This window comes from Microcoleus sp. S13_C5 (genome assembly GCF_036700845.1).
GTDB lineage: Bacteria > Cyanobacteriota > Cyanobacteriia > Cyanobacteriales > Microcoleaceae > Microcoleus.
Genome location: NZ_JAUBPR010000157.1, coordinates 1 through 12418, shown reverse-complemented (window position 1 = coordinate 12418; position 12418 = coordinate 1). Strand labels below are relative to the sequence as shown.

General features: G+C 44.2%; 12 protein-coding genes and 1 pseudogene. 6 read left to right on the top strand and 7 right to left on the bottom strand.

From position 1 onward, the window contains the following. Nucleotides 1-271: 271 nt before the first annotated feature. Nucleotides 272-883: a hypothetical protein gene (locus QUA04_RS26190; protein WP_333262773.1), complete on the bottom strand. Its 612-nt coding sequence runs from the start codon at nucleotides 881-883 to the stop codon at nucleotides 272-274. Nucleotides 884-1436: 553 nt separating this feature from the next. Between QUA04_RS26190 and QUA04_RS26185 the strand changes: the two genes are divergently transcribed. Continuing rightward, complete coding sequence (locus tag QUA04_RS26185) at nucleotides 1437-2357, top strand: DUF2382 domain-containing protein (RefSeq protein ID WP_333262770.1); 921 nt, start codon at nucleotides 1437-1439, stop codon at nucleotides 2355-2357. Nucleotides 2358-2407: 50 nt separating this feature from the next. After that, the gene (locus QUA04_RS26180) at nucleotides 2408-3373 is read left to right on the top strand and encodes an S-layer homology domain-containing protein (RefSeq protein ID WP_333262767.1); all 966 of its coding nucleotides are present in this window, start codon (nucleotides 2408-2410) and stop codon (nucleotides 3371-3373) included. Nucleotides 3374-3396: 23 nt separating this feature from the next. Here QUA04_RS26180 and QUA04_RS26175 read toward each other — a convergent pair whose 3' ends face one another. The 3 genes from QUA04_RS26175 to QUA04_RS26165 all read right to left on the bottom strand — a co-directional run bounded on the left by QUA04_RS26175 (nucleotide 3397) and on the right by QUA04_RS26165 (nucleotide 6278). After that, nucleotides 3397-4251, bottom strand: coding sequence for an alpha-amylase family glycosyl hydrolase (locus QUA04_RS26175; protein WP_333262765.1), 855 nt, complete (start codon nucleotides 4249-4251; stop codon nucleotides 3397-3399). Between the two features lie 337 nt (nucleotides 4252-4588). Then, nucleotides 4589-5167 (bottom strand): DUF3611 family protein, encoded by a 579-nt coding sequence (locus QUA04_RS26170; RefSeq protein ID WP_333262762.1) that lies wholly within the window; start codon nucleotides 5165-5167, stop codon nucleotides 4589-4591. A 457-nt stretch (nucleotides 5168-5624) separates the two neighbouring features. After that, complete coding sequence (locus QUA04_RS26165) at nucleotides 5625-6278, bottom strand: hypothetical protein (protein WP_333262759.1); 654 nt, start codon at nucleotides 6276-6278, stop codon at nucleotides 5625-5627. A 174-nt stretch (nucleotides 6279-6452) separates the two neighbouring features. Between QUA04_RS26165 and QUA04_RS26160 the strand changes: the two genes are divergently transcribed. The 3 genes from QUA04_RS26160 to QUA04_RS26150 all read left to right on the top strand — a co-directional run bounded on the left by QUA04_RS26160 (nucleotide 6453) and on the right by QUA04_RS26150 (nucleotide 8526). Beyond that, a complete protein-coding gene (locus tag QUA04_RS26160) occupies nucleotides 6453-7103 on the top strand; it encodes an AI-2E family transporter (protein ID WP_333262757.1) in 651 nt (216 codons plus the stop codon). 212 nt (nucleotides 7104-7315) lie between these two features. After that, nucleotides 7316-8167, top strand: a complete 852-nt coding sequence (locus QUA04_RS26155) for a DUF1206 domain-containing protein (RefSeq protein ID WP_333262754.1) — start codon at nucleotides 7316-7318, stop codon at nucleotides 8165-8167. Nucleotides 8168-8364: 197 nt separating this feature from the next. Beyond that, on the top strand, nucleotides 8365-8526 hold the full coding sequence (locus tag QUA04_RS26150) for a hypothetical protein (protein WP_333262751.1): 162 nt from the start codon (nucleotides 8365-8367) through the stop codon (nucleotides 8524-8526). A 245-nt stretch (nucleotides 8527-8771) separates the two neighbouring features. Here the strand turns inward: QUA04_RS26150 and QUA04_RS26145 are convergent, their stop codons facing one another. Together QUA04_RS26145 and QUA04_RS26140 are read right to left on the bottom strand one after the other, a co-directional pair. Continuing rightward, the gene (locus tag QUA04_RS26145; RefSeq protein WP_333262749.1) at nucleotides 8772-9665 is read right to left on the bottom strand and encodes a DUF2382 domain-containing protein; all 894 of its coding nucleotides are present in this window, start codon (nucleotides 9663-9665) and stop codon (nucleotides 8772-8774) included. 646 nt (nucleotides 9666-10311) lie between these two features. Next, the gene (locus QUA04_RS26140) at nucleotides 10312-11550 is read right to left on the bottom strand and encodes a HetZ-related protein (protein ID WP_333262746.1); all 1239 of its coding nucleotides are present in this window, start codon (nucleotides 11548-11550) and stop codon (nucleotides 10312-10314) included. Nucleotides 11551-11593: 43 nt separating this feature from the next. On the opposite strand from QUA04_RS26140, the gene QUA04_RS26135 reads away from it, so the two are divergent. Further along, entirely contained in the window at nucleotides 11594-11824 is a 231-nt protein-coding gene (locus QUA04_RS26135) for a hypothetical protein (RefSeq protein ID WP_333262743.1), read from the top strand. Between the two features lie 246 nt (nucleotides 11825-12070). Here the strand turns inward: QUA04_RS26135 and dtd are convergent. Beyond that, nucleotides 12071-12343 (bottom strand): annotated as a pseudogene (gene dtd, locus QUA04_RS26130) (D-aminoacyl-tRNA deacylase); the annotation flags it as partial. Nucleotides 12344-12418 lie beyond the last annotated feature (75 nt).

The following is a 12418-nucleotide window of genomic DNA, read 5'->3' as shown; positions in this document are numbered from 1 at the left end:
GCTTAACCCTTACACCTGTTTAACTTTTAAGTTCTAGAGCAGAAAACTAGCACGCATTTTCTGGTAGGTACTTGAACGCTTACCTTAAACGTAGTGGGCGAACCACTTAGACTGGTCAACTCGGCAATTTCTGTGCCCGCGCTGTCTCGGTACTCCGAGCAGCGCCGGGTGATTGACCTTCTCCAAGAAAGGATGAATCATCATTTCAATGGTATAAAATAATTCGACTCGCTCCTGTGCTTGTTGAATTTTCAGGTTTTATCATCGCTCATCAAGCATAAACGCGAGGTTTGCGAGCGCCAAGAGCAGCACCAATCATTGCCCCTGCCAAACTCAGCAAAGAGCCAAGTAGAAATGACCAAGTAGCTTTAGCTGTATTACCAGCTATATCGCGAACTTGATTTGGGTCTACATTCGGCGCTTGATTCGGTATATTAACGCCGCCCTGTTGTTGTACTTGATTGGCAATTTCTCCAGCATTAGCAGCGGCAGCGCCAACAGCACCCGATATCCCGCTTCCTAATAACCAAGCACTAAGTGCTAATGTAGCTCCCCAAAGAATTGCTGCATTCAAAAATGCTGTTTTCTTGGTCATCGGGCCGCAGCTTTGAGCCATCACCCAACCGCCCAAAAATAGGGAAATCAGCAAACTGATAATCGACCAAATTACGACCCCAATACCAACGGAACCTGCATCGGCACCTGTTGCACCCGCGCTTAATCCGATCGCCATTGCCAAAGCGCTTAAAATTAGTTGAGTACCCAGAGCGATCGCAATTCCTGCCAAAATTGGCCCCCACCTCACTTGGTCGTGGTAATCCACCGGCGGATTGACGATTGTAGGCTCAGTGAGTTCACTGCCCGATCGATCTGGATAAGTCATAAAAGATTAACCCCTGCGTTACGCGATCATTTTTTTTGTTGAAGGTAATTTAATTTTACTTAATCATCATTACCAGAATATCTACCGATGGGCCTAATATTTTTAATTTGAAAATTTTAAATATCAAAAGTAGTAATTTCGCTCATAAACCGAAATCTCATTCAGAAAAAACCCCCCAGCAGCTAGTTATAGATGTCCTTAATTTTGTAGGCTCTCCCGTAGTAGACGTGATAAGAAAACCCGATAAAACGTTGTGAGAGCTTAGCTTGTGGCATAAAGGTTGTAGGTTGGAACCCTTAGAACGAAAGCCAACTTGTTAGCCTGAGATAGTTGGGTAACGCTATGCTCAACCCAACCTACGAATAATTAGATAAATTTATCAATTTCAGGACAAAAGAGCTAAATTCATCTACCTAAAGATAGAAAAATTTAAAAAAATATCGCTATCTTGACGATATTCAATTTGCTGAATCATTCATAAGAAGGAAGTAGGAGAACTGATATCTATCTAAAGTAAGTACACAAGTTGATGTAGATAGTACAGGAAACAACAATGTTACTTTACAAAATTGAGGATTTTAATCCCAACTACCGCCAAGCAGCTTTTGAGGAGGACGATATCAAAGGGCTGGATGTGTATGGCGGAAGTACCCATGATAAAATTGGCACGATCGATACTGTGCTGGTAGATGAGACAGGACGTTTCCGCTATTTTGTGGTAGAGACTGGTTCTTGGGTTTTTGGCAAAAAAGTTTTACTTCCCATCGCTCTTTGTCGCATTGATTTTAAGGGGCGGCACGTTTACGCTACAAATTTGCGGAGTAAAGACCAAGTGGAAAAACTACCCAGGTATGAGCATGGAATCGCAGTTGATTACAATTATGAAGAACAAGTGCGGGGTATTTATCGGACTTCAACAGTAGAAGCGTCTGCACCAGTAGAAGCATCCTTACCTTTAGAAGCACCTGTTCCAGTTTCTACAACACATTCTGTCTCGCCTCAAGCTCGTAAACCTGCTTATGACCGGGATACCTATACTTACGATATGGAGCCTGAATTGTATCAGATGAACGAACAGGATCATCAAAAACTCAAACTGTACGAAGAACGATTAGTTGCAGATAAAACCCGTCGCAAAACAGGCGAGGTAATAATTGGCAAGCAAGTTGAAACCCAAACGGTAAAACTCGAGGTTCCTGTAGAAAAAGAGCGAGTTGCGATCGAGCGTACTACTCCCGAATATGCAGGGAGTCGAGTAACTCCAGATACCGCCTTCAAGCAACAAGAAACGGCACATTTTGAAATCTACGAAGAAACTGTCAATATCAAAAAGCAAGCGTTCGTGCGCGAGGAAGTGCAAGTCAGAAAAGAAGTTGATCGAGATACGGTTGAGGCAACAGACACAGTACGTCGCGAAGAGTTAGATGTAAAAACAGAATGGGAATCGGATCGAAAAAAAAGTAATCCGCTTTAAATCAGCCAAAGAGTCTCGTTAAAAATGCAAAAATCAGGAGGAGATTTCTCATGTCTAATCGCAGGCATTTACAGTCAATCAGCGTAGCATTTTTAGCTTTAGCCATTAGTGTCCGTGGCACTGGCTTTGTGCTAAGTTCCCAGCAAGTTGCTGCTCAACAAGCTAAATCGAAATTTCCTGATGTACCGCCGAATTACTGGGCGCGTCCGTTTATTGATTCCTTAGCTGAAAAAGAGATTGTTACCGGATATCTAAACGGAACTTTTAGACCCAAACAGGCTGTGGATCGGGATGAATTTTCGGCGATGATCCACCAAGCTTTTAATCGAGCAAGCATTAGAAAGATACCGAGTGGAAGTTACTTTAAAGATGTGCCTAAAAACTATTGGGCAGAAACTCCGATTAAAGAAGCTTATGAAACAGGATTTATGAATGATTTTCCCGGAAAGGAGTTTCGTCCGAAGCAGCCCTTGACTAAGGCACAAGCATTAGTTGTGTTAATGAGGGGTTTAAATATGGATTACAATCCCCCTGTTGTCAAAACTGATCGAGCTGCTGCAACTCCAGCAAGCCCAACTCCAGTAAATAAACGTCGAATTGCTAGGAACCGTTTGGCATTTCCCCTCGCAGCGACTGTTTTGATGCAGCCGTTATTACCTGTAGTGGCAAGGCAGCAGCCTGCGGCTGCGCCCGCACCTAAATCGGCTAAGGCTGTTCCACCAACAACGACAAAAGCTGCAACTGCGCCTGCTAAAAATTCGGCATTAGATTTTCTCAATTCGTACTATAAAGATGCCGAGAAACTTCCTAAATATGCGGTTGAGCCAGTGGCAGCAGCGACAAAGGCAAAGATAGTGGTCAACTATCCAGATCCCAGAGTTCTTAATCCGAACGAGTTGCTCAGTCGGGGTAGTGCTACTGCCCTAATTCATCAAGCTTTGGTCAATCAAGGTCAGATAGAACCGCTTCCAGACAAGGAAGCTGCTAAGTACATTCCTAACAGTCCACGTCGCTAGTTCTCCCCTCAACATTAACTTTTTTACCCCAGGATTCGATTGACTCGAAACCAGCGATAGCCGTAGGATTCTAAGGGAATAGAGGGCGAGTCGGCATCGATAGATTCATAGAGGCGATCGCCAAATAAATCGAACAGATTGCTGTATTCGTTAGATTTGATCGTAGCGGTACAAGGCTTGTCGGCTAGATTGTGGACAGCGATCACCGTCCTGCCTTGCCAGTCGCAGCAGTGGGCTAACACCGAGGGAGAGTCGGTTTCCAGAATGTGCCACTTGCCCATACCCAACTCAGGACATTGCTTGCAGATGCGGATTGCACGTTCCATCCAGTTAATTAATGAGCCAGGATCGCGCTGCGCTGCGGCGACATTGACTTGTTTGTAACCGTATTCTCCGTGGGTGATCGCAGGTCTGGCAAGGGCATCAGTTGCAGCCGTCGAGAAGCCACCATTCGCTGCATCTGACCATTGCATCACCGTGCGGACGCTGCCTCGACCTTCCAGCGAAAGGTCATCGCCCATGCCAATTTCTTCGCCATAGCGCAGCATCGGTGTACCAGGCAGAGTGAAAAGCAAGCTGTAGACCAGTTCAATCCGGCCGCGATCGCCTCCCATCATCGGTGGTAAGCGACGACGAATCCCGCGCCCGAAAATTTGCATAGTTTCATCAGGGGCAAATGCTGCAAAAATTTCCTCTCGTTCCGATGAAGTAATGCGGTCTAGCGTCAGTTCATCATGGTGGCGCACAAAATTAAGCCACTGACAAATATCAGGAATATCCGGTAAGATTTTTAGTCCATCGCGCAATGCTGTGGATTCTTGACGCGCCAGGGCCAAAAACAGATACTGGTTCAGCAAAAAGTTGAACAGGATGTGCATTCTGTCGCCCTTAGCAAAGTAGTTTGTCCCAATTAAAGATATATCTATCAATATAAAGGTAGATGAAATCTCTATCAAGATAATAAATTAATTAATTACGTTTTTTAAATAAAAAAACGGTTGCTCAGGCTGATTACCCTTAGCAGGAGCAACCGCTACCAATTTCCGATTAGATGTTCATCCAAATAGCCAAGTTGTTTAGCTTGTAGCTGCACTGCCTTAGCTCTCTTTCACCAAGACAGTGCAAAACCAACAACCTTAGTTAAATCTGCCAACGCTTGTAACTCCTGACGGCATAGGAGTTGTGTTTGCCTTTAGCGATCGCCAATGCTGCCAACTAATCTTCAACCCAATTGAGTAACCCAAGAGAAGTAACAGCTCCAAAAAAGTGAGCGCCAATCAGATTGACGTTTGCCATCGTCACAAAAATATCTAGGGAACGAATCACATTTTCTGGCGCATAAGCTGCCATAGCTTGGGGCTGACTAAGAGTTTTCGCTAGCACTACAGCCACTGTTTCTTCTGAAGCGACAAACGCGATTAATACCCCCACCAAACTAGAAACTAATCCAATCCGTAAGGTGTGAGTAATATGTTCTTTGCTGGGATATACCTGGGAATTTTCGGCGTGCAAAAGTCTGCCTAAAAGCCTATAGCGAAAATCCCAAAAAATTCTAAAGCACAGCAATAACAGGCCAACTATCGCTAAAAATACCCCGAAACCAATACCTGCATTATTATTGGTTTGCTCACTCATGTTGCGACCCAACATAGCAAACAATAAAACAATGCCGGAAACAGCACCAAAGAATAACTGTATCCAGAAGCTAAATCTACTAAACAAGCGAAAAGTTGCGACAAATTCGCTTTGGGTCAGCGGTTGCGACAAGGATTCTGGTTGATTCAGTTGAGTCATTATATACACCTTATTGCTGAATTGATCATCAAAACAAACGAGGTAAGAAATAGGTTCTGCTTGTCTTCCTGTCGCAAGCGATCGCCTTGTGGTTAGCTCTTATAGTTTTCCTGAAAAGTCAGTTAAGGGCAGGACAGGATGCCTGATGTTTGGGAACCGAATTAGGCAATTTCCGGTAAATAAAAGGTTGAACTCAACACAGCCACTGCCGTTGTGGTTGATTTGATTTTCCTAAAATCCTCCCGGTTCTGAACAATCAACTTCTTGCGACAATGGGAATTTAGAGTCTTAAAAATCGACTTAGGCAAAACGTCTCTTGTTTCTGTTCACCATCTGAAAATCTTGCTTCTATCTCTATTTAATCTAACTAGCCCAACCTTGCCATCTGTCTGATGCCATAATAAAATATCCACCTGATGGAAGATGATGGAGGAAAAATTTATGATAAAGCTTTGAGTTAAGTGCGATCGATCGGACTATTGGCGATAGATGCTTGATTCCCAACTGTCGCACTGGGGCGCATCCATTCTTGCAACGTCCATAAGCTAGTTAGAGCAGCTATTGCAGCTCCCAAACTATCCATAATCAAATCAATAATCGTATCATTCAGGCTCTCAATCACTCCGGTTGAGAGAACAATACCAGCCCTCCATTCGGCAAATTCCCACAAAGCACCAATCGCAATCCCAAAACTCGTTATTGTTAGCAAATACAGCAGTTTATGGTTGCGAAAAATACTCAGCATTGAACTGTATGCTAAAAAACTCAATGCTAAAGTCACGGCAAAAGTCGTGAAAGCATAAACAATTTCATCATAAAGTCCCGGTTGGTAAAACAGTCCGAAAACCCAGCCTCCGGCGTTGAGTAAGGCAGCAAGCACAAACAGGAAATCAAACAGCGTTGGCAAGCGATCGTCCATCACCACAAACGCTAGGGATGCTACTAAGAATAAGGCTAACCCCAAGGCATTTTGCCCATTTCCCTTAGTAAGAGCAACTATTACTGCTATTTTGGTGCAAAGATTGCAGCAGTCGGGTGCTAAGCCGGAAGTGGCGATCGCCTTAGCAGTTGCGATTCTACTCACAGCGATCGCTGTCTTGCTAACTCTCATCGTAACGCCTCTGAGCAATCAATTTCAATAGTTGTTCCAACTTCGCTAGGAATAGAACAACTACGAGTTTGGAGCAATTAGTTGCAAGCAAGATTACCCGGATAAATTTTCTATAACCTTTCCATTATTGACGATTTAAGCCAAGAAAATAAAACGTTTTATCGGTGGACTACATTGCATATTTATGGGCTATTTTCCAACTATCTAATTTTGATTCTCAATACCTTATTAATTACCGTTTTGACCATCATGCTTCTGATAAATCTAATGCCATACCGCCACGCAACTATCAGCCTTTTCCCGGCTTTTTACCGTCAGCGAGCCGATGAAATTCTCTCAAAATGGGAAGAGGGTTTAATGGGTTGGCTGGCCAGGGTTGCATTAAGCAGGAGTCTTATTGGTATTACAAGCATTATTGGTTTGTCTGTGTTGCAAGTTCCACTGCCTTTTGTGTACGGGCTTCTGGCATTCATATTAGCCTTAATTCCCTATAAGGGCGCAATTTTAAGCGTAATTCCACCCCTGCTGCTGGCTTTATTAGATTCGCCTTCAAAAGCAGGCGCGGTGTTGTTGCTTTATTTCCTAATTCAACAAATTGAAGGCAACTTGGTCACACCTATCATTATGGAAAAGCAGGTATCTCTGCTGCCCGCTTACACCTTAGCTATTTTGACAGCATTCGGATTTTTCTTTGGCTTTTTGGGATTATTTTTAGGGCTACCAATTCTAATTGTTATTCAAATTTGGGTTAAAGAAGTTTTAATCAAAGATATACTAGACCGCTGGCAGACGGCTCCATCAGGGAAGTCCGTTAATAACCCATAAAGCTATAATTGTCAAGCCCAATTTATGTGAAGTTTATCAATCAATCAACCGATGAGACTCCCGCTCAAGACAGATGACAAAAATCTCTAAACAAGCTAATAATTAAATTATATATATAATAACATAAATTATTTGTTGAAAAACTCAGTTAACTGGAAAGGAATGCACCATTGCCTATGCCAGCAGTCGTTAACAACTAAAGTATAAAAAATATGAAACGGGACAACTCACCCACCGACAGCATTAAAGACTCAATTGGACAGGCAGCTTCTCATCCCTGGTTTGAGCGACTGGCAAGATTGGGATATGCTTCCAAAGGCTTAGTTTACTTTATTGTCGGTTTTCTAGCAGCACAAGCAGCCTTTAGTATGGGCGGCAGGACAACCGATACTAGCGGTGCATTATCAGAAATTGTTAACCAACCTTTCGGTAAATTTCTGCTATTTCTTGTAACGATTGGCATTATTGGTTATGCCCTTTGGCGTATCGTTCAGACAATTCTCGACCCAGAACACCAAGGACAGAAAATGGATGCCAAGCGAATTGCCCAACGCATTGGCTACGCATTAAGTGCTTTAGCTTACGCAGGTTTGGCTTTAACGGCTGTAAAACTGATCATGGGTTCGGGCGGTGGTAATAGCGATACAACCGAAGATTTGACAGCCAAAATTTTAGCGCAACCGTTTGGAGAATGGCTGGTAGGATTGGCGGGAGCAATTGTTATTGGTGTAGGTTTTGCTTATTTCTACGAAGCATATAAAGCCAAATTTCGCCGCCATTTCAAGCTAGATAAAATGAGCCAAACCGAGCAAACTTGGGCGACACGGTTGGGTCGATTCGGAATTGCTGCGCGTGGAATCGTTTTCGTTATAATCGGTTTTTTCTTAATTCAAGCAGCAAGGCTATCGGATGCCAGTCAAACGAAGGGATTGGGCGAGGTGTTGGGAATTCTGGCACAACAACCTTTTAGTCCAGTGATTTTGGCTCTAGTACCTTTGGGTTTAATTGCCTATGGTATCTACTCGGTAATTGAAGCTCGCTATCGGCGAATTTTCCGTTCGTAAGCTTGCCCGTTATACAGAAAGTTATGAATTTTGAGTACAACAATTTTTTTAATTAAAAACTTATCTAACTCAAAGCTCAAAACTTTTACAAGGCTTCCTGATTAAATCACCTGCTTTTAAGTCTGGATATTTTAACTCAAAACTCAGGGCGGGCACGGGGGTACAGCCCGTACTCAACTCAAAATTCCTAAAAACTTATGGCACAAATTGGTTATCACGCTTCCCACGAACAGTTTAAGCCCAGCGAACTGCTGAAATATGTCCAAATGGCAGAACAAGCTGGCTTTACCCATGCCCTTTCTTCGGATCACTTTCATCCTTGGAGTGAAGCGCAAGGACAAAGTGGTTTTGCTTGGTGATGAAAGGCCTGCTGAGCTTCTTGAGCTGCAACTGGCTCAGGCTTTACTAAAAAAATTGTCGCACCGATGCTAAACGAGAAAGCTAGGAATGCTACACTTATTAGCGGCAAACACCAGCAATTAAACATGAAAAATCACCTCCTTTTTTGGCAGTTGTAGTGATTTTTTAGGTGCGTATTTGCGCTTCAACGCTAATGTGGGCGAAGACAGCGCAACTACAAAACCTTGTACAATTCATTCGCACTCTAACGCCCTTCCCTCTTCACGTCCAACTCTTCACGACGCAGTGTTTCCGTTGCCTCAACAATCTCCGTTTCAACTTCTTTCCTGATGTTAACTTCTTCGCGCACGAAAGCTTCTTTTTTGATATCAGCAGTTTCTTCGTAAACTTCCATACGCATCACCTTTTTCTGCTTGAAGGGAGTATCCCGATTTACGGGCGCACCAGCCTTTCCGGGAGTTACACTCTCAATTACAACTCGCTCTTTTTCTGTTGGAATTGAAACTCGTGCCGTGTCGGTTTCTACTCGCTTGCCAATTGCTACCTCGCCAGCTTTGTGACGGCTTTTTTCTGCAACCAGTCGTTCTTCGTAGAGTCGGAATTTGTGATGCTCGCGCTCGTTCATCTGATACAATTGAGGCTCTTGTTCGTAAGTGTAGGTGTTGCGGTCATAACCAGCAGCGCTAGCTTGGTTAGAGACAGAACGCGGCATAGAAACTGGTGCAGATGCTTCTAAAGGCAACGATGCTTCTACAGGTGCAGACGCTTCTACAGTTAGAGTACGATAAACACCCCGAACTTGTTCTTCATAATCGTAATCCACCACCATCCCATCCTCATACCTGGGTAGTCTTTCTGCTTGGTCTTTACTCTTCAAACCCGTCGCGTAGATGCGTTCTGCATCAACGTCAACTCGACAAAGAGCAACTGGAACTAATACCTTTTTGCCAAAGATCCAGAAACCCGTGTCAACAACAAAATATCGGAAACGCCCTGTCTCATCAACTAGCGCGGTATCGATAGAGCCAATCTTCTCATCTGTATTTCCAGCATAGATATCCAGACCTTTGATATCTTCGCCATTAAAAGCAGCTTCGCGGTAGTTGGGATTAAAATCTTCAATTTTGTAAAGTAACATACGAACTCTTCCCTTTCTATCTACATCAAGTTATGCCCCTATTTTAGATATATCTCAAATTTGATGCTTCCTTCATAAGAAGGATTAAGTGAAACAGAATAATACGAGGAGTATATTTATTTTAATCTTTTTCTGTCTTTAGATAGATGAAGTGTCATTTTTTATCGACTTCATTTCCCTCAAGTTTGACAGTGGGTTTTTAAGTGTTTTTAGAAAAAAATACATTTGTCAATTAGACTTTGATACTGTATATCAACGGAAAAATATAGACATAATTTATTACTTTAAAAATAGACTTTTATGTGAGATATTTTGGGGAAACACATTTGAAAAACTTTGCCTTGATTATGCTACTCCCTATGTTTAACTATCATTATGAATATATGCAATGCCGCCTCTTCAGCCAGCAATTTCCAATAACTGATGACTAATAAAAACCAATTCCCCGGCCTAACCAGGGAACGAAAGATATTAAAAAAAGTAATGTAGTTTTAATAAATTGAATTTGCCAAAAAGCGGCGATAAATTAGTAGCAGCGCTTGTTGATTTGAGAGCGGACGCCGGGGCGGGCAGTCCTGTGCAGGTGCCGCACCCGATCGCATTTTCCAGTCTCAAGAAAACAGTTGCATTCATATTTGAGTACCAATTAAGCTTGGCTACTGTTGCGAGTCTGGCTAGCCAGCTCCAACAGTTGCGCCCAGCGTTTTTGGACTTGTTTGGGAGTGCATTTGAGCGCGGTGGCGATCGCCTTGTCGCTTTCTTGATTCCGCTTCATTTCTAACAGTTGCTGCATTTCGGGCGCAAGTTGAGCGCGAAATGCTTCCCATTTGTCCGAAGTCATTCCCAGCTTTTGATCGACATCAGCGCCCAGCCATTCGTGAACGAGTTTCCAATTTTGAGTGCGGGCAAATTTTTCGACGTGGTACTTAAACCGTTGTTGCAAGTAGTCGCGCTGGCGGGAAGACAAACCGAGCGCGCGGTCAATTTCCGAAGCCGAAAGGTCTTGCAATTTTAAAGTTAAGTAATTCACGCATTCTGGCTGATTTTGCGATTCCAGATAGGCGATCAATTCCGAGACTACTCGATCGCGCAGCACAGCATCAGCCGGATCGACAGTTTCCGATACCATTTGCTCGCGCACTTGTTGCAGCGCCGGAGAACGGCTGTAAATTTCCGCATCTTCTCCCTTGCCCGACTCTACAGCCATTTCAATGTCGATCGCAGTTTCGGGAGGCTGGCCCTTGGCAAATCCTTGAGCGCGCAACACGATCAGGCGTTGGCGGTTGCGGCCGGGCAAACCAATTTGGCGCTTGGCGTAGTGTTCGGTGAAAGCCATGTACTCAGCTAATTCTAGCTGCGTGCGGGGCTGGTAGGTGACATCGAGTTGGTGTTCGCGGCGGAAAGCTCGCAGAGATTCGATGTAAAAGCCTTGCAAAAAGTCTTCAATCATGTTGTAGCGAGCTTGGAAGTTCAAGTTCGATCGGAAAGAAGCAACGTGGCGGTAAATCATAGCCGCGAGGTGGGAGTGCAGTTCGACGCGGCCTTGTTTGGAACCGAGGCGGTAGTATTGCAGGGTTTTTTGCAACCGGTGCTCGGCTAAGGTGATTTGCCAAGCTTCTACTTCGCCGGAAATTTGGATGCGATCGCTTTTTTGGCAAATCCGTTCGACTTCCTTAGCAATCCGCATCGCCACTGCTTGAGCGCTGCGGCTGGGAGTTTTCATTTCCGCTTGCAATTCTTTGAGGGCGAAGTCAGCCAAAGCGAGGATATCGATGCTGGGAACAGTATTGATTTCGGCGTTTGGTTCGCTGGAGGTAGCCGGAATGCAGTTGAAGCCAGAAGCGGTGTTGCAGTTGACAGTGTTGGTGGCAGCTTTGAGAGTCATGGCGTTAATCGGGTGGTAGGGCACAGCGGGTGTGCGAGGACATTTGTCAGAGAGTGAGGCGACAGTGGCTGGCGGTTTCGCTTGCTGTGCTGATTCAACTCTCTATACATTGAATGTTACGGAAGTAGAGATAACCGCAGTGATGCCAGTGTTCCACTCTCTCATGCAACAGTTTTTGGCTGCTGAATCTGATTCTAAACGCTGGGTGTGGAAGATTGATTTTATTGCCGTTAAAGCCTTACTGTACAAGCATTCTGAGCTATTGCGAAGGTAGGGCGATCGCGAAAAAGATTGACGGTGCTCCGAGGCGGCTGAGTGGACGATTTACTAACTGGCTATTTGAGGCCGTTTTGGGCGATCGAGATTATGGAATCGAGACTCGGCAGAGTGTAGCGAACTGCAATGTATTCTGAAGCTACGGCACAGTAATTCGGAAACCCGGTTAATCTGCAAATTTGATCTTATGGCAGAAGGAAGAAGGAAGAAGGAAGAAGCACAGAGAGCTTTGTTTGCAAACAATTCACGCTGATTCTTTCTCTAATACCAAAGTCACCGGCCCGTCATTATCGATCGAGACTTGCATCATCGCTCCAAACAAGCCTGTTTCAACTTTTAAGCCGCTCTGGCGCAACTTTTCGACAAATTTATCATAAAAAATTTCGGCTCGTTCAGGAGCGGCGGCTCGGTCAAAGGAAGGCCGCCGACCTTTGCGACAGTCGCCGTAGAGCGTAAACTGACTGACAACCAGCAACTGGCCCCCGATGTCTTGTACGGACTTGTCCCAGCGCCCGGTAAGTAGTTAAGCAAAATTAATTACATAATTATCTCCAAATTCTTTAAGAATTCTTTCGACAGATGAAACAAGAGA